General features: G+C 50.3%; 29 protein-coding genes and 1 tRNA gene. 15 read left to right on the plus strand and 15 right to left on the minus strand.

Annotated elements, in window-relative coordinates:
- Positions 1–29 precede the first annotated feature (29 nt).
- Positions 30–740 carry a phosphoribosylaminoimidazolesuccinocarboxamide synthase gene (gene purC / locus EKD02_RS01470; protein WP_126383509.1) on the minus strand — a complete coding sequence of 237 codons (711 nt, stop codon included), beginning with the start codon at positions 738–740 and terminating at the stop codon, positions 30–32.
- Positions 741–826: 86 nt separating this feature from the next.
- Entirely contained in the window at positions 827–1,231 is a 405-nt protein-coding gene (locus EKD02_RS01475) for a hypothetical protein (RefSeq protein ID WP_011890002.1), read from the minus strand.
- Positions 1,232–1,438: 207 nt separating this feature from the next.
- Here EKD02_RS01475 and EKD02_RS01480 point away from each other — a divergent pair, with 207 nt between their 5' ends.
- The 5 genes from EKD02_RS01480 to pth all read left to right on the plus strand — a co-directional run bounded on the left by EKD02_RS01480 (position 1,439) and on the right by pth (position 7,528).
- Entirely contained in the window at positions 1,439–2,365 is a 927-nt protein-coding gene (locus tag EKD02_RS01480) for an endonuclease/exonuclease/phosphatase family protein (protein ID WP_244924380.1), read from the plus strand.
- A 125-nt stretch (positions 2,366–2,490) separates the two neighbouring features.
- On the plus strand, positions 2,491–4,098 hold the full coding sequence (locus EKD02_RS01485) for a tetrathionate reductase family octaheme c-type cytochrome (protein ID WP_041470101.1): 1,608 nt from the start codon (positions 2,491–2,493) through the stop codon (positions 4,096–4,098).
- Positions 4,095–4,703, plus strand: a complete 609-nt coding sequence (locus EKD02_RS01490; RefSeq protein ID WP_126342409.1) for a cytochrome b/b6 domain-containing protein — start codon at positions 4,095–4,097, stop codon at positions 4,701–4,703. The genes EKD02_RS01485 and EKD02_RS01490 overlap by 4 nt, the downstream gene beginning before the upstream one ends.
- Before the next feature lie 89 nt (positions 4,704–4,792).
- Complete coding sequence (locus tag EKD02_RS01495) at positions 4,793–6,874, plus strand: sodium-translocating pyrophosphatase (RefSeq protein WP_126383474.1); 2,082 nt, start codon at positions 4,793–4,795, stop codon at positions 6,872–6,874.
- Between the two features lie 81 nt (positions 6,875–6,955).
- On the plus strand, positions 6,956–7,528 hold the full coding sequence (pth, locus tag EKD02_RS01500; protein WP_011889997.1) for an aminoacyl-tRNA hydrolase: 573 nt from the start codon (positions 6,956–6,958) through the stop codon (positions 7,526–7,528).
- Between the two features lie 19 nt (positions 7,529–7,547).
- On the opposite strand, the gene EKD02_RS01505 is transcribed toward pth, so the two are convergent.
- From EKD02_RS01505 to hisC, 3 genes are read right to left on the minus strand one after another with little or no spacing between them, the layout of a single operon-like run.
- Positions 7,548–8,393 carry an alpha/beta fold hydrolase gene (locus tag EKD02_RS01505; protein WP_011889996.1) on the minus strand — a complete coding sequence of 282 codons (846 nt, stop codon included), beginning with the start codon at positions 8,391–8,393 and terminating at the stop codon, positions 7,548–7,550.
- Positions 8,394–8,451: 58 nt separating this feature from the next.
- Positions 8,452–8,994, minus strand: a complete 543-nt coding sequence (locus EKD02_RS01510; protein WP_237409554.1) for an RNA methyltransferase — start codon at positions 8,992–8,994, stop codon at positions 8,452–8,454.
- Entirely contained in the window at positions 8,991–10,073 is a 1,083-nt protein-coding gene (hisC, locus tag EKD02_RS01515; RefSeq protein WP_126383476.1) for a histidinol-phosphate transaminase, read from the minus strand. Before hisC ends, EKD02_RS01510 begins: the two co-directional genes overlap by 4 nt.
- A 188-nt stretch (positions 10,074–10,261) precedes the next feature.
- Here hisC and EKD02_RS01520 point away from each other — a divergent pair, with 188 nt between their 5' ends.
- The 5 genes from EKD02_RS01520 to EKD02_RS01540 all read left to right on the plus strand — a co-directional run bounded on the left by EKD02_RS01520 (position 10,262) and on the right by EKD02_RS01540 (position 13,387).
- The gene (locus tag EKD02_RS01520; protein ID WP_126383512.1) at positions 10,262–10,684 is read left to right on the plus strand and encodes an RNA polymerase sigma factor; all 423 of its coding nucleotides are present in this window, start codon (positions 10,262–10,264) and stop codon (positions 10,682–10,684) included.
- Positions 10,685–10,805: 121 nt separating this feature from the next.
- On the plus strand, positions 10,806–11,813 hold the full coding sequence (rfaD, locus tag EKD02_RS01525; protein ID WP_126383478.1) for an ADP-glyceromanno-heptose 6-epimerase: 1,008 nt from the start codon (positions 10,806–10,808) through the stop codon (positions 11,811–11,813).
- On the plus strand, positions 11,813–12,769 hold the full coding sequence (locus tag EKD02_RS01530) for a PhoH family protein (RefSeq protein WP_126342415.1): 957 nt from the start codon (positions 11,813–11,815) through the stop codon (positions 12,767–12,769). Before rfaD ends, EKD02_RS01530 begins: the two co-directional genes overlap by 1 nt.
- Before the next feature lie 85 nt (positions 12,770–12,854).
- Positions 12,855–13,043 carry a 4Fe-4S binding protein gene (locus EKD02_RS01535; protein ID WP_011889990.1) on the plus strand — a complete coding sequence of 63 codons (189 nt, stop codon included), beginning with the start codon at positions 12,855–12,857 and terminating at the stop codon, positions 13,041–13,043.
- Positions 13,044–13,198: 155 nt separating this feature from the next.
- Positions 13,199–13,387: a 4Fe-4S binding protein gene (locus EKD02_RS01540; RefSeq protein ID WP_011889989.1), complete on the plus strand. Its 189-nt coding sequence runs from the start codon at positions 13,199–13,201 to the stop codon at positions 13,385–13,387.
- Between the two features lie 57 nt (positions 13,388–13,444).
- On the opposite strand, the gene EKD02_RS01545 is transcribed toward EKD02_RS01540, so the two are convergent.
- The 3 genes from EKD02_RS01545 to EKD02_RS01555 are packed head-to-tail and all read right to left on the minus strand — an operon-like array spanning position 13,445 to position 15,244.
- On the minus strand, positions 13,445–13,750 hold the full coding sequence (locus EKD02_RS01545) for a Dabb family protein (RefSeq protein ID WP_126383480.1): 306 nt from the start codon (positions 13,748–13,750) through the stop codon (positions 13,445–13,447).
- A 31-nt stretch (positions 13,751–13,781) separates the two neighbouring features.
- Positions 13,782–14,765, minus strand: coding sequence for a D-alanyl-D-alanine carboxypeptidase family protein (locus EKD02_RS01550; RefSeq protein WP_244924381.1), 984 nt, complete (start codon positions 14,763–14,765; stop codon positions 13,782–13,784).
- Positions 14,762–15,244 carry a DUF2231 domain-containing protein gene (locus EKD02_RS01555; RefSeq protein ID WP_011889986.1) on the minus strand — a complete coding sequence of 161 codons (483 nt, stop codon included), beginning with the start codon at positions 15,242–15,244 and terminating at the stop codon, positions 14,762–14,764. Before EKD02_RS01555 ends, EKD02_RS01550 begins: the two co-directional genes overlap by 4 nt.
- 196 nt (positions 15,245–15,440) lie before the next feature.
- Here EKD02_RS01555 and chlG point away from each other — a divergent pair, with 196 nt between their 5' ends.
- Genes chlG through zupT form a run of 4 tightly spaced genes read left to right on the plus strand, consistent with a single transcriptional unit; the run spans position 15,441 to position 18,344 of the window.
- Positions 15,441–16,346 carry a chlorophyll synthase ChlG gene (gene chlG, locus EKD02_RS01560; protein ID WP_126383482.1) on the plus strand — a complete coding sequence of 302 codons (906 nt, stop codon included), beginning with the start codon at positions 15,441–15,443 and terminating at the stop codon, positions 16,344–16,346.
- A complete protein-coding gene (locus tag EKD02_RS01565; protein ID WP_011889984.1) occupies positions 16,343–16,984 on the plus strand; it encodes a glycosyltransferase family 2 protein in 642 nt (213 codons plus the stop codon). The genes chlG and EKD02_RS01565 overlap by 4 nt, the downstream gene beginning before the upstream one ends.
- Positions 16,981–17,547, plus strand: a complete 567-nt coding sequence (locus EKD02_RS01570) for an LOG family protein (protein WP_011889983.1) — start codon at positions 16,981–16,983, stop codon at positions 17,545–17,547. Before EKD02_RS01565 ends, EKD02_RS01570 begins: the two co-directional genes overlap by 4 nt.
- Entirely contained in the window at positions 17,544–18,344 is an 801-nt protein-coding gene (gene zupT / locus EKD02_RS01575; RefSeq protein ID WP_011889982.1) for a zinc transporter ZupT, read from the plus strand. The genes EKD02_RS01570 and zupT overlap by 4 nt, the downstream gene beginning before the upstream one ends.
- Positions 18,345–18,382: 38 nt before the next feature.
- Here the strand turns inward: zupT and EKD02_RS01580 are convergent, their stop codons facing one another.
- From EKD02_RS01580 to EKD02_RS01595, 4 genes are all read right to left on the minus strand, one after another.
- A complete protein-coding gene (locus EKD02_RS01580) occupies positions 18,383–18,751 on the minus strand; it encodes a NifB/NifX family molybdenum-iron cluster-binding protein (protein ID WP_011889981.1) in 369 nt (122 codons plus the stop codon).
- Complete coding sequence (locus EKD02_RS01585; RefSeq protein ID WP_011889980.1) at positions 18,748–19,341, minus strand: DUF134 domain-containing protein; 594 nt, start codon at positions 19,339–19,341, stop codon at positions 18,748–18,750. The genes EKD02_RS01580 and EKD02_RS01585 overlap by 4 nt, the downstream gene beginning before the upstream one ends.
- A gap of 92 nt (positions 19,342–19,433) precedes the next feature.
- Entirely contained in the window at positions 19,434–20,288 is an 855-nt protein-coding gene (locus EKD02_RS01590; RefSeq protein ID WP_126383484.1) for a bifunctional methionine sulfoxide reductase B/A protein, read from the minus strand.
- Positions 20,289–20,460: 172 nt separating this feature from the next.
- Complete coding sequence (locus EKD02_RS01595) at positions 20,461–20,694, minus strand: hypothetical protein (protein WP_049752411.1); 234 nt, start codon at positions 20,692–20,694, stop codon at positions 20,461–20,463.
- 167 nt (positions 20,695–20,861) lie between these two features.
- Here EKD02_RS01595 and EKD02_RS01600 point away from each other — a divergent pair.
- Positions 20,862–20,935: transfer RNA gene (locus EKD02_RS01600), tRNA-Val, on the plus strand.
- A gap of 8 nt (positions 20,936–20,943) precedes the next feature.
- On the opposite strand, the gene EKD02_RS01605 is transcribed toward EKD02_RS01600, so the two are convergent.
- From EKD02_RS01605 to EKD02_RS01615, 3 genes are all read right to left on the minus strand, one after another.
- Positions 20,944–22,335: a sodium:solute symporter family protein gene (locus EKD02_RS01605; RefSeq protein WP_011889977.1), complete on the minus strand. Its 1,392-nt coding sequence runs from the start codon at positions 22,333–22,335 to the stop codon at positions 20,944–20,946.
- A 171-nt stretch (positions 22,336–22,506) separates the two neighbouring features.
- On the minus strand, positions 22,507–22,974 hold the full coding sequence (locus EKD02_RS01610; RefSeq protein ID WP_223266967.1) for a bactofilin family protein: 468 nt from the start codon (positions 22,972–22,974) through the stop codon (positions 22,507–22,509).
- 297 nt (positions 22,975–23,271) lie between these two features.
- Positions 23,272–24,075, minus strand: coding sequence for a ferredoxin--NADP reductase (locus tag EKD02_RS01615; protein ID WP_223266968.1), 804 nt, complete (start codon positions 24,073–24,075; stop codon positions 23,272–23,274).
- Positions 24,076–24,127: the final 52 nt, after the last annotated feature.

Consider the following 24,127-nt stretch of genomic DNA (forward strand, 5'->3'; position numbering starts at 1 on the left):
CTGCTCTCTTGTCCCGATACATCATATGTTCAGTCCAGCTCAAGTACTCTGCGCTGCACCTCGGTGTATGCATCCTCCACACCACCAAGATCAAACCGGAAACGGTCCTTGTCCATCTTCTCATCAGTATCAAGATCCCAGAACCGGCAGGTGTCGGGGCTGATTTCATCGCCAAGCAGAATTTCTCCCTTATGGCGCCCGAACTCAAGCTTGAAATCAACAAGTTTGAGCCTTCTGTCGGCAAAAAACGTTTTCAGCACATCGTTGATGGCCCCGGCCCGCGATTTGAGAACCTCCAGTTCATCCATTGTGGCAACACCAAGAGCAACTGCATGCTCAGCGATCATCAGCGGATCATCAAGATCATCATCCTTGAGATAGAACTCTACAATCGGCCTGGCAAGAACGGTTCCTTCGGTAAATCCATAACGCCTAACCAGTGAACCGGCTGCAATATTGCGGACAACAACCTCAACCTTGATGATGTCAAGTCGACGGCAGAGCATGTCACGATCTGACAGCTTCTCCACAAGATGGGTGTTGACGCCATGCTCTTCGAGCATGGTGAAGAGCCTGCAGGAAATGGCATTGTTCACCACCCCTTTATCAGCAATTGAGCCCTTCTTTTTGTTGTTGAATGCCGTTGCGTCATCCTTGAACTCCTGAATGACAAGATCAGCATCATCTGTCAGAAAAACTTTTTTGGCCTTGCCTTCGTGAAGCAATGTAGTCTTGTTCATTATCATAGTTCAGCTGTGCTTTGGTGTTGTCAATTGTTATGAATAAATAAGGCGAAAGAAAAAGGGAGAACTCCTGTAATGAAAAATCAGTGACCGGAAGGAGTGGCGGACGCCGCCTGCTGCACCGCACCGGTAAGGACAATGGTGATCTGATCATCAGTCAGCCCTTTATCCTTGAGAAAGTTCATGAACCGGAAGACGCCCAAATCAGAAAGCATTGCGCCGGGCTGGTCTTTTTTACTCAATCCGCGGGCACGGCCATACTCTTCCGCGGTGGCAATCCAGTCTTCGATAAATAGCTCTGATTTCCCTTTTTCAAGAAAATAGGCTGTCACGATTTTCACCACATCCTCTCTGGTAGGATCAGGATGGGCCTGAAACATCATCTGCATCTCTTCGGAAATCCTTGCCAGAACAATTGCCGCTTCCCTGTCAAGAGTCTCTTCGAGAATATCTTTTGCACGAGTTTTGACATCTTGTTTCTGGGCCATACGGACTCCCTTCGTCAGTAGATGAAATAAAAAATTGATAACCGGAAAAATCCCGGTTAAGTTACATAATCAAAATGGTAAAGAAAAAATAAACCATGGCGGAGGGGTATGCAAAAAAAACACTCACTTTTATTCTTGGCGCTCCTCCTCCTTTTTTCACACTCCCTGCCACTTTGGGCGCAACCGAAGGAGGAGCAGCGGCTTGTTATGTGGTGGAACCTTGAGAACCTGTTTGATACCCGTGACGACCCATCCACAAACGACAGCGACTTCACCCCGTCAGGCAAACTTCACTGGACTGCAAAAAAACTGAAGCTCAAACAGATGCGCATCGCGTTTGTCATTTCAGCAATCGAAAAGCATCCAGACTACAGAAGGTTCCCTGACATTGTTGCCGTCTGTGAAGTGGAAAATGAGGCTGTCCTGAAAGCCACCATGGCCAAAGTTCCCAAAGTACACTATAAAACCCTGCATCATGACTCTCCCGACATCCGCGGTATCGATGTGGGCCTTGCCTACAACCCGAAAACTCTCGCCCCGACAGGAATGAAAACCTACTGCGTTCCTCTTGAGGGACGACCGACAAGAGATATTGTTGTAGCCGGCTTTACAGCTGGAGGCCGCCCGCTTCACCTGGTGCTCAACCACTGGCCTTCCCGCGCATTCGATACCCGATGGACTGAAAAAAAACGCATTGCGGCAGCCACCGTTGCCCGGGCAATAGTTGACAGTCTTCTGCAGAGAAATCCACAGGCGGACATTATTCTAATGGGCGACTTCAACGACGAACCCGGTGACCGCTCACTCAAGGAAACGCTCGGCTCGTCCTTCAGCAGAGAACAGGTGCTCAGTGAACCGGATACATATCTGTACAACTGCTGGGACGGACATGACGGCGAGGGAAGCTACCGCTACCGCGGGCACTGGGAACAGATTGACCAGATGCTTGTTTCTTCAGGCATGCTTCAAAAAAGCGGCCTGCGCCTTGACTCAAAACCATTCAGCTGTTTTGCCATATCCCCCATGTTCCCGTCGAACAGCAAATACCCATGGCGGACTTATGAGAAGGGAAAATACAGCGGGGGATATTCCGACCACCTGCCCCTGCTTCTCAAAGTACGAACCAGCCCCTGAACAAGAGTATCAGCTCCGTTGACGAGAGCACTAAACAATTGTTATATTGTTTTATATTAAAAAGATATGCGTACATTAATACAATGGAGCATGAAATTTCTGTCAGTATCCCAAACCCATCCATAATGCATAAACTGATGATGGCCCGGTTCATTCCGGTTCTCCTCTACCTGTTTATCACTTCCACGGTTACAGCAGAAGTGTATCACAATCCTGTTGACCAATTGACGAAATCAACAGCCGACCACACAAAATTCCCGCAACTCAAAAGAAACTTCAAAAGCGGCCCGGAAGTAACCAGGGCCTGTCTTGAGTGCCATACAGAAGCATCCCGGCAAATTCACCGTACCAAACACTGGACATGGGAAGTACCCATGAAAGATGGCAAGATGCTCGGCAAACAGCATGTTGTCAACAACTTCTGTATTTCTGTTGAGGGAAATGAACCACGATGCACTTCATGCCATATCGGGTATGGATGGAAAGACAAAAAATTTGACTTCGCAAGTCAGCTGAATGTAGACTGCCTTATCTGCCACGACGGTACAGGCACCTACCAGAAACTCCCCGCAGGCGCAGGCCATCCGGCATATCAGACAACAGTTCAGGAGAAAAAAACCTACAAAAAAGTCAACCTTTCCAACATTGCACGGCATGTCCAGAACCCCGACAGGCACAACTGCGGAACCTGCCATTTTGAGGGAGGAGGAGCAGATGCAGTCAAACACGGCGATCTTGACAACTCCCTTCTGAAACCCGACCGCTCGCTTGACATACACATGGCATCCGGAAAAGGGGAGCTCAACATGACCTGCACCGACTGCCATAAAACAGAAGGCCATCAGGTCCCCGGAAGCCGCTATGAACCAACCGCAGCAGACAAACACGGGTTTGACTATCCCCTTCCCGATGACTTCCCCACAACCTGCAGTTCATGCCACGGCAACACGCCGCACACGACAAACAAAAAACTCAACGACCACATAGACAAAGTTGCCTGCCAGACCTGCCATATTCCGCAGATAGCCAAAGAGCGCGCAACAAAAATGTGGTGGGACTGGTCAAAAGCCGGAAAGTTTGATGAAAAAGGAAAGATGATTGTCAAAAAAGATTCCACCGGCCTTCCAACATACATCACCAAGAAAGGTGAGTTCCGCTGGGAAAAAAATATGGAACCGGAATACCGCTGGTTCAACGGCCAGATGAACTATACAACCTTCCTCACCACTTTTGACGATCGTGGCATTGTACAGATCAACCACCCTGACGGCAAAGCCGGTGACACGCTTTCAAGAATATGGCCATTCAAGGTCCATCGCGGCAAACAGCCCTATGATACCCAGCTCAAACGATTTGTAAAGCCTAAACTTTACGGCCCCAAAGGATCCGGTGCATACTGGTCTGACTTCTCATGGGACAAATCCATAAGCGCAGGCATGACAAATGCCGGACTGAAATACAGCGGCAAATATGACTTCATTGAAACAGAAATGTACTGGCCCATATCGCACATGGTTTCACCAAAAGAGGATGCAATGGGATGTGTCGAATGCCATGCTCATGGGGGAAGGCTTGAGTCTCTCGGAGGGTTCTACCTCCCCGGACGCGACATGAACCCTTTGGTTGAAATCATTGGATTCCTTGTCACAATCGGCTCTCTTATCGGCATCATAGTGCACAGCATCATGAGGTATACAACACAAAAAAAAATGAAGCGGGAGGACGCAGCATGAGAAAAGTTTATCTCTATGCAAGGTTTCAGAGATTCTGGCACTGGATGCAGGCGCTGATAATCTTCGCCCTTCTCTTCTCTGGAATGGAAATTCACGGGCTCTTCAAGCTTATGGGGTATGAGGCGGCATTCCATATGCACAATTACTTTGCAATGGGGCTCCTGGCATTCATCCTCCTTGCCTTTTTCTGGTACATTACCACGGGTGATTTCCGTCAATATCTGACAGAGGGCAATCTGCTCGACAAAATCCTTCTTCAGGCCCGTTATTATATGAACGGCATTTTCAGAAACGAGCCGCATCCATTCAAGAAAAACGAGATTTCAAGACTCAATCCACTGCAGCGCATCACTTACCTGATGCTCACCCTTGTCGGTCTTCCGGCTCAAATAATCGTCGGGTTCATCTATTTCTATTTCAATGAACTCGTTGCTCTGGGTATGGACCCGGCACTTCTTGCACCTATAGCCTATTTCCATACCCTTCTCGCCTATCTCCTCGTTGGCTTTGTGATCATGCATGTGTATATGACCACCACAGGCCATACTCTCACATCAAACATCAAAGCCATGGTGACCGGTTGGGAAGAGGTTGAGGACGACTGAGAGAGGCGGATAAAGCGTAATTTTCATTGTTATTGTCGGTTAGTGCCACAAGCAATTACCTTTCGCCAATTACAACAAAAAAAACAGCTATGGACACTCAAACGCTTGTTTTGTATGCAATTCCCGCCGCCGGGGTGCTTGCACTCCTGTATGCCTTCTTCACAGCTTCATGGATAAGCAGGCAGTCTACAGGAACTGAAAAGATGGCAACAATCGCCGGTCATATTGCCGACGGAGCCATAGCGTTTCTGAAGCGCGAGTACAAAGTGCTCATAATTTTTGTTGTATCCGTTGCCATCCTTCTCGGGTGGGCAAACATGGGCCGTGAAGGCACTTCACCCATGATTGCCGTCAGCTTTGTTGTTGGCGCGTTCTGCTCTGCTCTGGCAGGCTTCTTTGGTATGAAAGTTGCCACCAAAGCAAATGTACGCACCACCCATGCCGCACGAACCAGCCTTGCCGAAGCACTCAACATTGCCTTTTCAGGCGGCCTGGTTATGGGGCTTTCGGTCGTTGGCCTTGGCATCATCGGTCTGTCAAGTCTGTTCATCATCTACAGCCGGATGTTTACAGACATGGGCGAAGTCATCAACCTCATATCCGGCTTTTCGCTCGGTGCATCATCCATCGCACTGTTTGCCCGTGTGGGCGGCGGCATTTATACAAAAGCTGCTGATGTAGGAGCCGACCTTGCAGGAAAAGTGTACGAAGGAATACCCGAAGATGACCCCCGCAACCCCGCAACAATTGCCGACAATGTAGGCGACAATGTAGGTGATGTTGCCGGCATGGGAGCCGATCTTTTTGAAAGTTATGTCGGGTCAATAATCGGCACCATGGTTCTTGGCGCTGCATTCATTCCCATGTTCAACGAAATCGGGTTTACCAACCCCATTGCCGCAGTCATGCTTCCGCTGGTTCTGGCAGCTGTAGGCATTCTGGTATCCATTGGCGGATCGTTCCTCGTCAAGGTGAAAGAGGGCGGCAACCCGCAGAACGGGCTGAACATGGGAGAATTTGGAGCCTCCATCATTATGGCCGTTCTCAGCTATTTCCTCATCACCTCGTTTCTTCCGGCCACCTGGACGGCTGAAGGCTTCGTCTATACATCGGTCAATGTATTTTACGCAGTCATCATCGGTCTTGCGGCAGGAGTCATGATTGGTCTTATCACAGAGTACTACTGCTCCACAGACAAGGCGCCCGTCATAGGGATTGCCCGCCAGAGCATTACAGGAGCTGCAACAACAATCATTGCCGGACTTGGTGTAGGAATGATGTCCACTGCCCTTCCCGTTCTTGTGCTTGCCGCCGCAATTGTTGCCTCCCATTATCTGGCAGGCCTGTACGGAATTGCAATAGCCGCACTGGGAATGCTTTCTGTGACCGGTATACAGCTTGCTGTTGACGCATACGGACCAATTTCCGACAACGCAGGAGGCATTGCTGAAATGGCAGGACTTCCTCCTGAAGTACGCGAACGCACAGACAAGCTTGATGCGGTTGGCAACACCACTGCAGCAATCGGCAAGGGCTTTGCTATCGGCAGTGCTGCCCTTACCGCACTGGCACTGTTTGCCGCGTTCCGCCAGCAGGCACATATCGAATCGCTTGACATATCACAGCCAATCATTATGGCAGGGCTGCTTATTGGAGCAATGCTGCCCTTTGTTTTCAGTGCCATGGCCATGGGAGCGGTAGGCCGTGCCGCAGGCGATATGATCAATGAGGTTGGCCGTCAGTTCCGGGAGATCCCGGGACTGCGCGAAGGGACGGCACCTGCAGAATTTGCACACTGTGTTGACATTTCAACCAAAGCCGCCATCAGGGAGATGATTCTTCCCGGTATGCTCGGTGTACTTGTTCCTGTGGTTGTTGGCTTCATTTCAAAGGACATGCTCGGCGGAGTGCTTGCCGGTGTAACCTCATCGGGCGTTCTGATGGCCATCTTCCAGTCCAATGCCGGCGGAGCCTGGGATAATGCCAAAAAGCGCATTGAGGGCAACATCGAGTTTGATGGGGTGGTCTACGGTAAAGGTTCCGACACGCATAAAGCTGCCGTGGTTGGCGATACCGTCGGCGACCCGCTCAAAGACACCAGCGGCCCGAGCATCAATATTCTCATGAAACTCATAGCTGTTGTAGCTCTGGTTATTGCGCCGCTTCTTTGATTAGTCCCTCACATTTCGTAAGATTGGACGGCCTTCACTTGAAGGCCGTCTTTTTTTTGCACCCGCCTCAGATGCACCGTCATGAAACTGATCATAGGCCTGGGCAATCCTGAAGCCCGCTACAGCAACACCCGTCACAACATTGGTTTTGAGGCCGTGGAGGCCTTGGCCGCTGCCTTTGGAGCCCCCTTCAGCAAAGGCAAGGGCAAATATCTTGTGGCAAAAATCCGCCACCGAGGCGAGCAGCTGATGCTCGTCAAGCCGATGACATACATGAACCTCTCGGGTCATGCCGTTGTTGCCGCCATGAATTTTCACAAAGCCCTACGAAGCGACATACTCGTCATCTGCGACGACATGAACCTCCCCTCCGGCACTCTGAGACTGCGCAGCAAAGGTTCAGCTGGAGGCCAGAACGGCCTGAAACATATAATTGAATCGCTGGGAAGTGAGGAATTCGCCCGACTGAGAATCGGTATAGGACTTGAAGAAAAGCCACAGGGAGGATATTCCTCTTTTGTACTGGGAAAATTCAGTACCGACGAGCGCAATGTAATGAACCGTACCCTTGAAGTATGCACAGAGGCAATTCTGGACTTTGCCGTCAACGGAATATCACATGCCATGAACCATTACAACAAACCGGTGTCATAGCGGTTCGGCAAGCCTGTGCTCAGCAGGCAGCAAGTGATACAGATGAACGCTTCAGAGGAAAACTCACCACAGCCCCTCTCCCTGAAATCTCCTCAAGAAACCTGATGGCCCTGACATTGAACTCCTCAGGCTGGTCAACATTGCATACATGACCTGAGTCGCCAATAACCTGAAGGAACGAGTTGGTGTGGCGGGTAATGATGTGTTCAACAGCAGGAAGGAACATGTGGTCTTCATCCCCCATAAGATACAGCGTGGGAATGCCTGTATCCTTCTCCTCAAAAAACTTAAGCATTGGTGTCAGCTCATAGGTCAACCGGAACCATCGCATAAACTCTTTCTGTGCCACCTTTTTTGCTTCATTCACAAACAGCAGCCGCGATTTTCTGTGCCGTTCACGAGGCATGATAATCCAGGCAAAAAAGCTGTACAGCCACATGTAGGGCACCACCCTCTTGAACATATTGCCAAGAGCCACCAGAACTTTTGCACGGACATTCAATCGTATGATAGCTCCGCTCATCACCATGGAACTTACCCGCTGCGGTGCCAGTTCACTGATATTGCGTATAAGAATGGTACCGAGCGACACCCCTACGAAATGAGCTTTCTCTATTTTCAGTGAATCGAGAACCTCAAGAATGTCGAGCGTAATATCTTCAAAATTGTAATTCCGCAGATCTTTGCCGGCTGCAATGGATTTGGAACGGCCATGCCCCCGCAGATCCACAAGAAGAACATTGAAATGCCTTATGAATTCCTTTATCTGGAGAAACCAAATGGAAGAGCTCCCGCCAGCACCATGGACAAAAACAACCCATGGGGCACCGGGCTCAACCAACTGATATTTTTTGTAATGCAGCATTGAAGAACAGGATTAAATCAAGTGACTCCAGTAAAGAACAAAAACCGGGAACAAAAAGTTACCCCTTCGCATGAAGAACCCGAACCAGCTCAAAAAGTACAACCCCCGCAGCAACTGAAACATTGAGGGAATGCTTTATGCCAAACTGTGGAATCTCAAGCACCAAATCACACTCCGCCAGCAGGTTATCCTCTATACCCTGAACCTCATTGCCTACGAGCAGACAAACAGGAAAATCCTGTGCCTTCATCTCCGTATACAATCGGCTCCCTTCGGCAATTTCAAGCCCACATATCCTCACGCCGCTTTTTTTCAGATCCCGAAGAGTCTGTTGCGGGTTGTCAGTATACTCCCATGGCATTGAGGCATCAGCACCAAGAGCGGTTTTTGTTATCTCTTTTCTCGGTGGCGTTGCCGTATATCCGGAAAGAATGATTTTTTCAATTCCAGCCGCATCGGCCGACCTGAACATGGACCCTACATTCCACATACTCCTGATATTATGAAGCATCAGAATCACTGGATGTTTGGGTGCTGCCGCATACTCATCCGTGCTCAGCCTTCCCATGGCATCGCCTTCAAGCTTTCGGAACACCTTCAAGCCATGCCGCCATTTATGGCCAGCAGAGCATCAAGCAGGCGACTATTTTCATCCGGAAGCCCAATATTGAAACGAAGACAGTTCTTCATCAGGTGGTAACCAGACACATTTCTCACGAGAATGCCCCTGCCGATGAGTTTACGGAACACCGCATCTGCATCGGGAACACGGATCACAAGAAAGTTTGTGTCACTCATAAACGGTTCAACACCCTGAACAGAAAGGAGTTCCCCATAGAGCTCATCACGCACATTAAGAATATACGACACAGCATCCGTAACTATCGCATAATTCTCCAACACATGCATCAAGGTTATTTCAGCAAGCCTGCTTGAAGCGAACGGAATCTTTGGTTTTGCAATTTCAGCAATCAATTCCGGCCGGCCAATGGCAAACCCGATACGCATACCAGCAAGTGCGAGAGCCTTTGACATGGTTCGAAGCACCACCAGATTCGGAAATTCTTCAATGAGAGGAAGAGCAGAGTCCTGTCGTGAAAACTCAATATAAGCTTCGTCGACAAGTACAAGAGCATCACACGACGATGCTATCCGGCGGATATCATCAAAAGTGATCGACTTTCCCGTCGGGTTGTTTGGTGAGGAGAGAACGACAAAATCAACAGACTCTTCCTGTGCGCTTTGGATAATGGCGTCCACATCAAAATCAAGCGAAGCCTTCAAGGGAACCCTCACAAGGGAAGCCTGAAGGAGAAGTGCCAGTTTTTCATAGAGTGAAAATGAGGGGTCGGGAACAAGAATCTTCCTCCCCGGACCAAGACAGGCAAGAAAGATGGTATAGAGCAGTTCATTGGAACCATTTCCCATCATCACGCCCTCAGCCGGAACGCCAAGAAAATCAGCATATGCCTTCGTCCCCCTGTAAGGAAGAATATCGGGATACCGGTTCCAGGGCTCCCGAACAAACTCGGAAACAATAGCCTCCTTCAACCACATCGGCAGGTCAAACGGACTTTCATTCTGGTTCAGCTTAATGGCTGCCTGCTGACCACCCTCAACACTGTAGGCTGCAATGTCCCTGAGTGAAGGATTCAAATAACGCATGATATCTCTTTGCATAGACAGCCTTCAAAGTTATTGGAAAATACCAGATATGCTCATCCCGAGAGGGCTCCCGTCAAAAGCGCATCTGTAAAAAACGCTTTTTCACCCAAATTCACGAAAAAAAACTGGACAATGATAGTTTTTTTCGTACCTTAAAAGAGGACAAATTAAATCCTCTTTTAAACAGACAACTGGAGGCAATGATGACGCACCTGAAAAAAACACCCCTCGATCTGCTCGACGATATATACAGCCTTGCCTACTGGATGACAGGAAATGAGAAAGAGACAGCAGACCTGGTCAATATGACTTATGTCAATCTTCATGGGAGTGCCGCGGAAACAGATGTACTGAAAACTTTCAGGGCATGCTATGTAGACCAGTACGGGAATGAAGCCCAACTCTGCATTTCCGAACAGGACTGCAGGCCGCATGTTACGCTTCTGGAAAAATTCCGTGAGTGGAGCGCAGACATAAAACTCTCTGTTCTGTTGAGTGAGATATCCGGATTGAAACACGAACAGATAGCCGAAATAGTAGGAAAGCCGGTTGAAACCATAAGAAAATGGCTCTTTATCGGCCGCAGAATAATGGTAAAGGATATGCAACTGAAAGCCTCAGCATGACAGATTTCCCCATATGACAGAGAGCCGCCCGAATGAGGCGGCTTTTTGTTTTTACCCATGCCGCTTTATATTGGTTTTGACGCACGAGAAACCCAAATCATTAACATTCGCCGACTGCTTTATGATCATTATTACCGGAGGGGCTGGCTTCATTGGAAGTGCCATGCTGTGGGAACTGAACCGTCAGGGGGAAGAGAATGTTTTTGTGGTTGATGATCTGGGGCTGACGACACCCCCGAAATGGAGAAACCTCTCCGGCCTGAGATACCGTGATTTCATTCACAAAGACGACCTTCCTGATCTTCTGGAGCGAAATGCCCTGAAAGATGTAACAGCAATCATCCACATGGGCGCCAACAGCTCCACAACAGAGACTGACGCCGACCACCTGCTCACAAACAACTATGAATACTCAAAGAAGATAGGACAGCACTGCATGAAGCACGGGGTGCGTTTGATCTATGCCTCCAGTGCGGCAACCTACGGTGACGGAGCAAACGGATACAGCGATTCAACAGAATCCATAGACGCCCTTCGGCCACTGAACATGTATGGGTACTCGAAACAGCTTTTTGACCGCTGGGCATTACAGAACGGCCTTTTCAATACAGCCGCAGGCCTCAAGTTCTTCAATGTTTACGGCCCCAATGAATATCACAAGGGAGACATGTCAAGCGTGGTATTCAAGGCATTCAACCAGATCAAGGCAACCGGTACCGTCAAACTATTCAAATCGCATCGTGAGGGCTACCAGGATGGCGGACAGGAACGGGACTTCATTTTCGTAAGAGATTGCACCCGAATCATGGCATGGCTCCTTGAAAACCCCTCTGCAGCCGGGCTTTTCAATGCAGGAACCGGAATACCCAGAACATTCCGCGACCTTGCCGAAGCCACATTCCATGCGCTCAACAAACGCCCCGACATCAGCTATATTCCCATGCCCGAAACCCTTCGCGACAAATACCAGTACCATACGAGCGCAGAAACTCTCAAACTGCGCAATGCGGGCTACAGCACTCCATTCACATCCCTTGAAGATGGGGTTGAAGCCTATGTGCAGCAGTTCCTCATGAAGCAGAACCCATATTGTGACACTCTCTCCACCCCCAACAGCAAGGGCCAGTAATGACAGAAACCATTGAGATTCAGGGCATTGAACCGGTCATCCTTCTCGGACCGCACGACAGGTACCTGAAACAGCTCAAGAAGGAGTTCCCTGATATTATCATCAACTCACGGGGCTCTGAAATCACCATTGCGGGAACGGCGGATGAAGTCCGATTACTTGGAAAGGTTCTCGGCGAAATGATGCTTCTTGCCACCCGGGACGGGGAAATATCAGAAAACGACTTCAAAACAATTGTGAACCTCGCCATTTCACCAGTTTCAAAAGAAAAAGCTGAGGAAATTCCGCTTGACGACGATGTGATTGTTGCCTCCCGGGATTATGTTGTCCGTGCCAAAACAAACGGGCAGCGTCGTATGGTAGCCGAAGCCAAAACAAACGACATTGTGTTCGCCATCGGTCCCGCCGGCACAGGAAAAACCTACACGGCCGTTGCCGTTGCAGTGGCCGCATGGAAAGCCAAGACAGTCAAACGCATTGTCCTTGCCCGCCCCGCCGTTGAGGCTGGCGAAAGCCTGGGATTCCTTCCCGGCGACCTTGCACAGAAAATCGATCCATACCTTCGGCCGCTCTATGATGCATTGCAGGACATGCTGACCTCAGAAAAGCTGAAAATGCTGACCGAACGGCGCATCATTGAAATTGTTCCCCTCGCCTATATGCGCGGACGGACTCTGAACAACGCCTTCATCATTCTTGACGAAGCCCAGAACGCCTCAACCAAGCAGATGAAAATGTGCCTCACTCGACTCGGTATCAACTCCCGGGCCATCATCACCGGCGATGTCACCCAGATTGACCTGCCAAAAGAGGTGGAATCCGGCCTTGAAAACTCCCGCACCATCCTTAAAAACATCAAAGGAATCAGCTTTGTCGATCTCGACAAATCCGATGTGGTCCGTCACAAGCTTGTGCGCGACATCGTCAATGCTTACGAAATTCACGAAAGCAGATAGCAGAGTACAGACTATTTACTACATTGTCACGAAAGGGATTTCCCCTGAGCAAAGCAACCATAAACAATAAACCAAAGGAGCCGCCATGGCACATAGAATTACAGACGAATGCACCTACTGCGGAGCATGCGAGCCCGAATGCCCTGTCAGCGCCATCACACCAGGCGATGACCTCTATGTCATCAATGAAAGCGTATGCGTTGACTGCGTCGGCCACCACGATGAACCCGCTTGCGTGGCCATCTGCCCGGTCGACTGTATCATCAAGGTCTGAAGAACACATCGGTTCTAAAAAAAACCTCCGCCCCTTTATCTGTAATGGGGCTGGAGGTTTTTTTTTCAGCTTTGAAATATTGTATATTGCTCAACTTGTTCTGAGCTGAATCGTTCTTTTATTTTTTTTATCAACACATAAGCGAGAAAGTCAATATGGCACTCTACATTACCGAAGAATGCACCTACTGCGGAGCCTGCGAGCCCGAATGCCCGGTTACCGCTATTTCCGCCGGCGACGACATCTATGTCATCGATGCAGCAACCTGCACCGAATGCGCAGGTTATGCTGATGCACCTGCATGCGTTGCTGTCTGCCCTGCAGAATGCATCGTTCAGGGATAAGCTGACCCCGAAAAACAGCCGATTTCTTAAGCTGTCTGAACCAACAGACAGCTTTTTTTATGCCGTTTCAAAATCAACAACCGCCCGACCGGCCGCTGCAGTAACAATAAAGTCCCTGACAGCCTCATGCAGGGGATGTATCTGATAGAGGGCAAGCGCCTGCATATCGGTAAACTCGGAGAGAAGCACGACATCATAGCCACCCTCTGAAACCTCATCGGCTACGCCAGCCTCTATCTTCAACAAACCCGGAATCTTCCCTGAAAGCCCCTCAAGACGCCCTTTGATGGCCAGGGCATTTTCCCTTCGCCCCATTCCGTTTGCCTCTTCGCGAAGCCTCCACATGACAATGTGTTTTACCATTCCTTTACAGCTCCCTGATATTTTTTTTCTCTTACTGCAGCTTGCTCTTCCCGCCCCACGCCGAGTGATCAGGACGACGCAGGCCACCCTCACCAGCCTCCGCAAAACGGCGGAAGGCCGACTCCAAAGTTGAAAACGCCTTTTCAAACATCTCCTCAGCTATGCCCCACCGGTCTCCGCGCGCGTTGAGCATCACAAGAAGCATATCCCGGCCATTTTTCTGCGCTCTTGCAATAAGGCACTTTCCGGCACGACGCGTAAACCCTGTTTTAATGCCGACAGCATAGGGATACCGGGCAAGCAGTTTGTTATGGGTGCGAAGCAGAAACATTTTCCCGGTTCGATATTCAGGCACAATGACCGAACCAAGCATTGCCATATCATTGAAATGAGGCAGCCTGATGGCATATTCTGTCAGCACTAGAAGGTCTTCTGCCGTTGAGAGATTTCCCGAATACTCCCCGGTATCAAATCCGGCCGGGTTGGTAAAGGAGGAATGTTTCATTCCAATTGCCCTTGCCCTGTAGTTCATCGCCGCAACAAAACCCTTCACACTGCCGCTCAGATGCATTGCAATGGCAAAGGCGGCATCATTGCTGGAACTGACCATAGATGCCTTGACCAGGTCAATCAACCGAATCCGGTCCCCTGTCCTGAAACCAGCCTTTGTCGGCTCCACAAGGGTCGCCTCACGGGGAATTACGACAATCTGGTCAAGCTTTCCGCTCTCAATGGCAAGAACACAGGTAAGGATCTTTGTCAGGCTTGCCGGCCTGATGAGCCGATCGCTGTCTTTGGACATAAACACCCGGGAATAACCAAGGTCCTTGATGATATAGGAATCAATCAACACTGGTACTGCAGCCTCTGCAGTACCGGCCCGAAAGAAAAGGGAAAACAGGAGTATAACTGACACCGCCGTCATGGAAAACATGCGTTTAACGCGGCCAGACCCATTATGCATCATCCCTTCTCCAATGTGAAATTCATTTTCAGCAGCAAACCCTTTCATCATGCACTCTCTTTTCCACCGCCTGCCGGCTTTGCGGGTCGTGGCTGTGAAGCGAGTTTTCCCCCATAATGTCCAAGCAGGGTTACCACGGGAAGCATTGAAAGCAGAATCCCGATATAAAGCCAGCGCAGAATACCGGCTTCTGCCATAACATCAGGAAGAGCAAGACGCAATCCCACCCCGGCGAAACAGAGAACAAACAGAATGATGGAAAGGCGTATCTTTTTCATGAATACAGGAGCCTTGGCTCCCCTGTATTTTGTTTTCCAATCATGAATGCCTGAAGCAAAAGAGACTGGAATGGCCAGCAGCGTTATGATGATGATATGCTTGACAGTATGTTCAAAAAAAACATTGCCGCCTGGTATGGCAAGCAGAAGATAGAGAACTGCCACGGGAATCAGTCCATTGCTGAAATGGGCGGCAATAGCGTGGAGCATGAAAGTTTTTTTCATCTCCTTGAAAAGGCTCTGTTTAGCCATAGAATATCCGTCTTCGGTGATTACATGATTGCATAGGATTGCTGAGCTGTAAGATAACAGCTATGAACCAATACAGAAAACCCGCTGTTCTTTTAGCGAGTCGCCCGCCATGACAGAGCGGGAGTTCATTTCTTTATATTTTCGTGGTATTTTAACACGCCGATCTTTTCCCAACTATTAACTCCACAACGCCGAGGTGCAGAAGCCAGTCCAACCCCTTGCAGCCACCCTGCTCATCATCCGCTTTCTCAAGCCGATCACCTGGATACCGGTCATGTGGAGCTTCCTGTGCGGTGCCGTTGCCAGCGGCGGGTTTAGCTGGAATGACCTGACCGGGCAAAAGTTCATTCTGGGCATGCTGCTCACCGGCCCTCTGGCAACCGGCACATGCCAGATGCTCAACGACTACTTCGACCGCGACCTTGACAAAATCAACGAACCCGGGCGCCCCATTCCCGGAGGGGACATATCATTGAAAAACGCAACCATCCTCATTGCAGTCTGGTCGGCACTTTCAATCATTGCCGGCTGGTTGATACATCCGGTGATAGGACTCTATGTCATCATAGGCATCATCAATGCCCACCTCTACAGCGCCAACCCGATCAAGCTCAAAAAACGGCTCTGGGCCGGCAATATCATTGTTGCTCTCTCCTACCTCATCATTCCATGGATGGCGGGAGAAATTGCCTACAGCAGCAGTATCTCACTCTCTTCACTGACCCCTTCGCTGGTTGTTGCCGGCCTCTTTACCCTTTCAAGCACCGGAACCATGACCATCAATGATTTCAAGTCACTTGAAGGTGACAGCCGCTCGGCCATCAGAACATTACCGGTCGCTTTCGGGGAAACCAACGCAGCCCTGATTGCTGCGGTCCTTATCAACACGGGGCAACTGCTTGCGGCACTCTATCTCTTTTCCCGGGAACAAGGGCTGTATGCCGCCATTGTCATCCTGCTTATCATTCCCCAGTTCATTCTCCAGTTCCCGCTTGTACGCTCACCAAAAACAATGGATGTGCGCTACAATGCCCTTGCTCAGAATTTTCTTGTTGCAGGCATGCTTGTTTCAGCTCTTGCCATTCAGGCTGCCAGGCCATGAGGTTCACCAGCAAGCCCTGCGTATCGGTTATCATGCCGACATTCAACAGGAGCCGATTCATCCGGACCGCCATCAAGAGCCTGCTCAGTCAAACATTCACCGACTGGGAACTCCTCATTGTTGACGACGGCAGCACCGACAGTACGATGCAGATTGTTGAGCCTTACCTGTTCGAGAACCCGCGCGTCCGTTACATGAAGCACAGCAACAGGAAAGCGCCCCTCTCACGAAACGCCGGCATGCAGGCCTCGTTCGGTAAGTTCATCACCTTTCTCGACAGCGACGACTACTACCTGCCCAACCATCTTGCAAGCCGTGTAAGCATCATCGGAGAGCCCGATTCCCCGGACCTTCTTGTGGGAGGCATTCTTGCCCCACCCGGCACCATGGTGCGCGACCGCACCAACCCGGAGATGCTTGTTCCGCTAGAACAATGCATTCCCGGAGCCACTTTTTTTGGTCGTAGGGAGCTGTTTTTTGCTCTTTCCGGGTTCCGGAATCTTCCCTATGCTGAAGATACTGACCTGTGGGAACGGGCCACGGCCGCCGGATGGAAGCTCAAAACAGTTGATCACCCCAAAACCTATATCTATCAGCAGTCTCCCGACAGCATCACACAAAACTACAGGCAATCATGATCAACTCCCTGACCGTCTACTGCAGTTCCAGTACCGAGGCTCCCCAGGAGTATTTTGAAGCAGCCGCATCACTCGGAAAATCATGTGCGGCACTGAACATCTCTCTTGTCTTTGGTGGAGGCAGGGTCGGGCTGATGGGCTGCATTGCCGATGCTGTGATGCAGAACGGGGGAACGGCACGAGGCATTATACCCAGGTTCCTTGAAGAGCGGGAAGTAGCGCATTACGGCCTGAGTGAACTCACGGTGGTGGAAACCATGCATGAGCGAAAAATGAAGCTTGCTGAATGGGGGGACGCCTATCTCGTACTTCCTGGAGGCCTGGGAACCCTTGATGAGCTGCTGGAAGTCATGACATGGAAACACCTCGGCCATCACCACAAACCCATCATCCTGCTGAACCTCAACGGATTCTGGAATCCCCTGCTTGAGTTCTTCGGACGCATTGCCGAAGAACGAATGGTCAACAGCCGCTACAAGGACTACTATACAATCTGCAACAGCACAGAAGAGGCTGCCAGCCTCCTCCAGAGTCACAACACAAAAGCCGACACCACTCCATGAATGACCTATACCCCGCCCTTCTCCTGACACTTCTTGCAGGCCTCTCCACCGGGATTGGAAGCGCAATGGCTCTCGTGGTCAAACACACCAACACACGATTTCTGACACTTGCGCTTGGTTTCTCTGCCGGAGTCATGCTCTATGTCTCCTTTGTTGAGCTCCTCCCACAATCAGAGGAAACCCTTCTTGCCGGCATGCCCTCTCAAGCCGCAGCATGGGTAGCAACGCTCGCTTTTTTCGGAGGAATATTCTTTATCTGGGCCATCGACCAACTTGTACCCGATGTAGAAAACCCTCATGAAATGTCCTATATCGGCAGAATGGAAGAAAGAGTGCCCGACAGCATGCGGCTGAACCGGATGGGGCTGTTTACCGCTGCCGCCATAGCCATCCACAACTTCCCGGAAGGCATGGCCGTTTTTTTCAGTGCCCTGTCAAACCAAAATCTCGGAATAGTCATTGCTACCACCATAGCACTGCACAACATTCCAGAAGGAATGGCCATAGCCGTACCAATCTATTTTGCCACAAAAAGCCGAAAAAAAGCCTTCACCTACTCCTTTCTCTCGGGCCTGGCCGAGCCACTTGGAGCAATCGTGGGTTTTGCAATCCTCAAGCCATGGCTTAGCCCCCCGGTATTCGGAAGCGTGCTGGCCGCCGTAGCCGGCATTATGGTCTATATTTCGCTGGATGAACTTTTGCCGACGGCAGAAGAGTATGGAGAGCACCATCTGGCCATTTCCGGGCTGATTGCCGGAATGGCAGTGATGGCCCTGAGCCTGCTCCTCCTCGCCTGAGTCTTTCAGACAGGAAAAGCAGGCCTGAAACCTCTGCGTCAGTGGCAGTCGTGGCCCTGGCAGGCCTGCTCCGCAGTAACTTTGACCAGATCCCCGCCGGCAAAGCGCCGAAGAGCCACACCAAGCGTAGGAGCCATGTCGGCCATAAACACATCAATACCAAGCTCCTGAAGCCTTGCAGCCGCTCTGGCGCCAATGCCATTGCAGATAACAGCGTTCACGCCCATTTCGATAAATGCTTCAGCCGGGGTACACTGACCATGCACATGCTGGCTGTTCGGGTTTTCTGTGATCTGCACCTCACCCGTTTCCGTATTGCTGATTGCAAACCATGGGGCACTTCCGAAATGCTCACAGACCACCGACTGTTCGCCGGCATTATCGTCAAGAGGAATAACAACTTTCATCTATTCTCTCCTTCAGCAGCACCGGAGCCACCATTTCCACCGTTATTGGAATGATCATGATCGTGATGGTGCTCATGCACACCGCCACCACCCTGACCCATACCCGTCCCTTCACGATGCAGGCCGGTCCTGAGCCCTCTGCAACGGCCACCACCGCCCCTTCCGCCGCCGAATCCACCACCCGGTGAACTGCGATGGATGTTTTCACTACCGCATGATGGGCATACTTCAGGACGCTGCACTCCATGCCCAACAGCCCATGCATGGCCGCAACCGCCACACTTGAAAAGTCTCTGTTCCGTCATCATAATTGTACCTCCTGTTATTGTTAACTGCTTTCCTGTTACCAGCATCACGCCAACCTTATGGCGCGCCGAGCTGAGGATATTGCCGAAAGTCTGTCGCGAAACATGCATTCGCCCGGCAGCCTCCTCCTGATACAGCCCTTCAAAATCCGCCAACCGTATAGCCTCAAACTCGTCAACCGTCAATTCAATTGCTTCCAGCTCATCAAGAGGCACCCCCGCGGGCTTGAAAACAACAAACTCCGGGCTGCACCCAATTTTTCTGCATTTGACTGGTCTCGGCATACGGCTCAATAGTTACTCAACAATTTGTTATTAGCATATGCCAATAACATACCACAAAAAAAGCCACCTGTCAAGCCAGATGGCCTCTTTTTTTAAAAACGCTTTGTATAGATATGGCAATAAGGCTCATGGCCTGTTTTTTCATAATAATCCTGGTGATACTCCTCCGCCGGCCAGAAGCGCCCGGCTTTCTCAACCGTGGTCACCACCGGGTATCCCTTAGCCTTCAACTCCGCTATCAAGTGCTCTGCAACAGACCGCTGTTCATCGTTCCTGTAAAAAACAGCTGACCGATACTGGGTTCCCCTGTCCGGCCCCTGACGGTTCAGCTCGGTAGGATCATGAATCTCAAAAAACAGTTTTGCGAGGGTTTCATAACTGACCTCGGCAGGATTGAACACAACCTCGACAGCCTCGGCATGTCCAGTATCGCCACTGCACACCTCCCGATACGATGGATTCTCACTCCTGCCTCCAGTATAGCCCGAAGTGACTGAACGAACACCCTTCAGCTCAGAAAGACGATGTTCCACACCCCAGAAACATCCACCGGCAAACACCGCTTTTTCTTCCAGCCGGGGCGCCGTTGCCCGAGGACTGAAATCAAGCGAAACAGAGTTGACGCAGTGACGCACATTTTTCTCAGTCATTGACTCACCATAAAAAGCGTGTCCCAAATGTGCGCCGCAGTTGCTGCACAAAATTTCCGTCCTCCTTCCATCAGCATCAGGAACCTCGCGAACCGCACCCGGAATGGCATCATCAAAACTCGGCCAGCCTGTTCCCGACTCGAACTTGTCTTCAGAGCGGAACAAAGGCGCATCGCAACGACGACAGAGATACACTCCAGCTTCTTTATTGAGATAATATTTACCCGAAAACGCCCTCTCCGTTCCCTTATTCTCTATAACCCTCTTCTCGTCCGGTGAAAGATCATTATAGCTCACGCCATCCTCCTTTTGTGTTGGTGCAGTGCAGCCATATGCCGCAGTCAAAAACAAAATCATCAGTATAAGGTTCATACCAATTAAAACAGGATTAAAAGGAACTTGGTTCCTTGCACCATAAAAAAAGCCGCATCGCTGCGGCTTTGACAATGAAAAGGAATTGGAAATTCAATTAGTCCTCTCCCTTTCTTTCCGGAGCAGTGGAAGATCCAGGCCCGTTTGATATAAACCCGGCGACCTTGCCAACCAGCGAACCAACAGCAAAAGCGCCAAGTCCGAGAACAGCAATACCGGCAACCCCGCTCAATACCGGACCCACAACTGGAGCGGCAAGCGGAGCGATAGCAACAGCCCCACCAGCACCTATGGTCTTTTTCACCATATCAATCTGACTCTCATTCATCATTTCAGGATTTAAATATTCTTGAAAACCCAGCCTATGGATGAATATATCACAAGACCCATCATCAATACAAATCCCCACGCACTCCATTCCCCTCGGCTCGTGCCGGATTCAAACAAGCATTTTGCCAAATCATTTCCAATCATTACCTTGACAGGCTGTTTTCATGAGGGCAATTAGCTCAGTTGGTTAGAGCGCTTGCTTCACACGCAAGAGGTCAGTGGTTCGAATCCACTATTGCCCACAACAACCTCACCCGCCAGATCTCGCTCTCCCCTCCCCGTTCTCCCCGCCAGCCGGAATCATGAAAAAAACTGCCAGGTTGGCAAAGCATCCCATGACCAGACCATCAATCCCGTAAGGAGCCTGAAACACACTGTTCCATAAAAGAGCCGTTGCAATTCCAGCTGATGCTCCTCCAATGAACCTGCTTTTCGTAGCCCTGAATCCAAGGATGGCAGCACCAAGAGGAACCACTACGGTAGGAGCCCAGAAGTTATAGGCATAGATGAGAATATCAAGAACGCTTTCAATTGAGAGCGCGAAAACAACAGCGGCGACCCCCACAATAAGCGTCGTTGCCCTGGCCAGAAACAGTTCAGCAGAAGGCGCCAGAGGCGTTCTTCGCAGAGGGGCCACAAGATCATTGCTGAACGCTATTGCCGCCCCATTGAGGAAAGAGTCGGCTGAAGACATGATGATGGAAATGATTGCTGCAATGACGATACCCTGCAGCACCGGGTGCAATGAAGCCTGCACAACAAACGGCAGGGCAAGATTTGGATTGATTCCCGGGTCGAGCGAGAGAGCAACAATGCCTATCAGTCCGGTCACGGCGAAAAAAGGGATGGAAAACAGGCCGCTGAAAAGCGTTCCTTTAACAACATCTTGATCGGTCCTGCCGATAAGAAGTCGCTGTACATAGGGAGGAACCAGAGTTTCACCGAGGACGAATGTCAAAAAAAGAGAAACAAGGGCTGTAATCGCCCCCGGGCTTGAGGGCAGCTGCAGATGGGTCGGTGGAATGCGCTGGATCATGCTCTCCCATCCTCCGGCGAACTGGATTCCATAGAACAGGGTAAGAGGGATGCCTACCGAAAGCACAATAAACTGCATCACATCGGTCCAGATAACCGAACGCATGCCGCCAATGGTGGCATACGCTATGACAATGCCGCATCCGATGAGAATGCCGCTGGTGCGGTCAATGCCGAGAAAAAGATTGAAGATGTATCCCATGGCGCCAACCTGTGCGCCAAGAATTCCCGCGCAGAGAACAACACCGAACAGCCCGCTGAATATCCTCGCCCCCTTTCCGTAATGGGGCTCCATAATATCGCCAACGGAAATGGCGTCAGGATAGTGTTTCATTCTTGGAGCAATGAAAAGCGCAACAAGAACTTCCTTGAGGCTGAACCCCCAGAGAGCAACAATATTGGCAATGCCGATCAGGAAAACCTTTTCAGCATTGCCCATGGAAAACCCGCCACCGATGAATGATGCTGAAAGGGTGGCAAAAATAACCATAGCCCCGAAAGATTTTCCGGCAACAGCATACTCCTTGAGCCCGGTTATCTTACGACCGGCAAGAATACCGACAAGAAGGACGGCTGAAAGATAGATGATGACGATACTGTTCTGCATAGGGGGAGAAGAGAGAAGTTAAGGCATCGAAAACACATCAAGAGAAAGAATATAGTAAACTGATGACAGCTTTACCTCTCTTCCCCCCCCGGTGTGTTGACATGCCGCACCACTCGTTCACCGGCCTCTTTCGCTGCAGAAGGGTTCCGGCTTGCATCCACTACCTGCCCATTAAGCTTCAATGGGCACCATATCATAGGAGCACGATTCAGGAACGGTCATCAGTATTGAACCATTCATCTTCGCTCCTGCGTTGACATTGATGGTCCCAATGAGAAGATCGCCGAATATTTTTCCTGTTGAGGAAACAAGAAACTCTCCTGTAACCTCGGCATTTCCTCTGAATGTTCCAGCTACTTCCATACCGGCAGCCTTGACATTGCCTTCCACAAGACCTGATTCCCCGATGATCACACTTGATGAGGAAATGATGTCGCCAAGCACTTTACCGTAGATTTTCAGTTCCCCGTCAACCGTTATGTTTCCAGTGAGTGCAGCACCCTGTGCAAGAATATTCATTGATGAAGCATTGTCTTTGTGCACAATATCCGAAGCAAAAACCTCTGTCTGCAGATCTTCCACAGATGGAATATCAAAATCAAGATCCAGCTCCTCTCCACGCCCATTCAGCTCTGCCAATCCCTCCCGTAAAAACGCTTTTTCAGGAGGCCTTTTGTTTGAAGAGAATAACTGTTTCAACACCACTATGATCGTTTACTTGTGATTGGGAAACTGATTCTCCAATCCCTGATCAATACAACAGTAAGGGATCGCTTTTTGACAACAGCAATTCCTGTACCAATGCCGGCAACGCCCGGCTCAGAATGGTGCGTATAAAACCGACAGCCGCTGGAACGGCCCATTCTGAAACAGAAGGGTTCCATTATGAAGCACTATCCTGCAGTGGAAGCGGGCATACTTGAGAGCTCCGGTGACTCAGTACTCTTCTATATAATACTCACCCGGGTCATCAGACTGGTGGCGCCTGTAACCGAACTGTTCCAGCCAGCGGGATATGCTGCTGACCATGTCCGGCTTACCGGAAATGAAAAAGTGGGTCCATTCCGGGTCGGGGGTAATGTTGAACTCGTTCTGGAGAAAATCGTTTTCCAGCAGGTCCTCTATTCTGGAGCGCTTCCCCTCCCAGCCATCATCAGCATCAGTAAGGGTCGGAACATAGAAAAAGTTGGGATAACTTTTCTCAAGGAACACCAGCTCGCTGAAATACCCCAGATCCTCACGGTGCGCAGCGCCCTGAATCACAATCATCTTGCTTTCTGGCCGCTCAGCAATGTGCGTACGCAGAAAACTGATATATGGGGCAATACCGGTTCCCGTAGCCACCATGATAATATCGCTCCCATCCGGAGTTTCATTGAGCAGAAATCCGCCTCTGATGGTTTCACCCGCATGCAGGCGATCAGCAACTTTAAGATTGAACAGGCGGGGGCTTAACTGGCCTGACTTGACCTGGGAAATGTAGAACTCAAAAAGTGAGGTCTCCGTGGAGTGTGAAGCTATTGCGTAAGGACGACGAAGAAGCTGTTCATGCGGCACAGGATTGGCTTCCGGCTCTGAATTCAGAGAACGCCCTTCATTGCCGTAAAGACCCAGCAGCATGTTCTGACCGGCAAGAAACCCCTGCCGGGGTTCATCAGTAGCAATCTGCAGAATCATCAAGTCGGGTGTCACCACTGTGACAGCCCTTACAGTGGCGTTGTAGGGAATACGCTCCATCATGATCTCCTTCTGTTACCTGTTGACCCATACCACAAGACTACCCGGCATATAC

The sequence above is a fragment of the Chlorobium phaeovibrioides genome, assembly GCF_003968655.1.
GTDB classification, from domain to species: domain Bacteria; phylum Bacteroidota; class Chlorobiia; order Chlorobiales; family Chlorobiaceae; genus Chlorobium; species Chlorobium phaeovibrioides.

Excerpts from the sequence above, each read along its gene's own strand:
- EKD02_RS01540 (WP_011889989.1), top strand. The coding sequence starts at position 13,199 with ATGGCACTCTACATTACCGAAGAATGCACCTACTGCGGAGCCTGCGAG.
- EKD02_RS01550 (WP_244924381.1), bottom strand. The coding sequence starts at position 14,765 with ATGATGAAAGGGTTTGCTGCTGAAAATGAATTTCACATTGGAGAAGGG.
- EKD02_RS01530 (WP_126342415.1), top strand. The coding sequence starts at position 11,813 with ATGACAGAAACCATTGAGATTCAGGGCATTGAACCGGTCATCCTTCTC.
- EKD02_RS01605 (WP_011889977.1), bottom strand. The coding sequence starts at position 22,335 with ATGCAGAACAGTATCGTCATCATCTATCTTTCAGCCGTCCTTCTTGTC.
- rfaD (WP_126383478.1), top strand. The coding sequence starts at position 10,806 with ATGATCATTATTACCGGAGGGGCTGGCTTCATTGGAAGTGCCATGCTG.
- hisC (WP_126383476.1), bottom strand. The coding sequence starts at position 10,073 with ATGCAAAGAGATATCATGCGTTATTTGAATCCTTCACTCAGGGACATT.
- EKD02_RS01480 (WP_244924380.1), top strand. The coding sequence starts at position 1,439 with ATGTGGTGGAACCTTGAGAACCTGTTTGATACCCGTGACGACCCATCC.
- EKD02_RS01580 (WP_011889981.1), bottom strand. The coding sequence starts at position 18,751 with ATGAAAGTTGTTATTCCTCTTGACGATAATGCCGGCGAACAGTCGGTG.
- EKD02_RS01570 (WP_011889983.1), top strand. The coding sequence starts at position 16,981 with ATGATCAACTCCCTGACCGTCTACTGCAGTTCCAGTACCGAGGCTCCC.
- EKD02_RS01545 (WP_126383480.1), bottom strand. The coding sequence starts at position 13,750 with ATGGTAAAACACATTGTCATGTGGAGGCTTCGCGAAGAGGCAAACGGA.
- EKD02_RS01585 (WP_011889980.1), bottom strand. The coding sequence starts at position 19,341 with ATGCCGAGACCAGTCAAATGCAGAAAAATTGGGTGCAGCCCGGAGTTT.
- EKD02_RS01495 (WP_126383474.1), top strand. The coding sequence starts at position 4,793 with ATGGACACTCAAACGCTTGTTTTGTATGCAATTCCCGCCGCCGGGGTG.
- EKD02_RS01475 (WP_011890002.1), bottom strand. The coding sequence starts at position 1,231 with ATGGCCCAGAAACAAGATGTCAAAACTCGTGCAAAAGATATTCTCGAA.
- EKD02_RS01565 (WP_011889984.1), top strand. The coding sequence starts at position 16,343 with ATGAGGTTCACCAGCAAGCCCTGCGTATCGGTTATCATGCCGACATTC.
- EKD02_RS01595 (WP_049752411.1), bottom strand. The coding sequence starts at position 20,694 with ATGATGAATGAGAGTCAGATTGATATGGTGAAAAAGACCATAGGTGCT.
- pth (WP_011889997.1), top strand. The coding sequence starts at position 6,956 with ATGAAACTGATCATAGGCCTGGGCAATCCTGAAGCCCGCTACAGCAAC.
- EKD02_RS01490 (WP_126342409.1), top strand. The coding sequence starts at position 4,095 with ATGAGAAAAGTTTATCTCTATGCAAGGTTTCAGAGATTCTGGCACTGG.
- zupT (WP_011889982.1), top strand. The coding sequence starts at position 17,544 with ATGAATGACCTATACCCCGCCCTTCTCCTGACACTTCTTGCAGGCCTC.
- EKD02_RS01485 (WP_041470101.1), top strand. The coding sequence starts at position 2,491 with ATGCATAAACTGATGATGGCCCGGTTCATTCCGGTTCTCCTCTACCTG.
- EKD02_RS01535 (WP_011889990.1), top strand. The coding sequence starts at position 12,855 with ATGGCACATAGAATTACAGACGAATGCACCTACTGCGGAGCATGCGAG.
- EKD02_RS01505 (WP_011889996.1), bottom strand. The coding sequence starts at position 8,393 with ATGCTGCATTACAAAAAATATCAGTTGGTTGAGCCCGGTGCCCCATGG.
- EKD02_RS01555 (WP_011889986.1), bottom strand. The coding sequence starts at position 15,244 with ATGGCTAAACAGAGCCTTTTCAAGGAGATGAAAAAAACTTTCATGCTC.
- purC (WP_126383509.1), bottom strand. The coding sequence starts at position 740 with ATGAACAAGACTACATTGCTTCACGAAGGCAAGGCCAAAAAAGTTTTT.
- EKD02_RS01520 (WP_126383512.1), top strand. The coding sequence starts at position 10,262 with ATGACGCACCTGAAAAAAACACCCCTCGATCTGCTCGACGATATATAC.
- EKD02_RS01615 (WP_223266968.1), bottom strand. The coding sequence starts at position 24,075 with ATGATGGAGCGTATTCCCTACAACGCCACTGTAAGGGCTGTCACAGTG.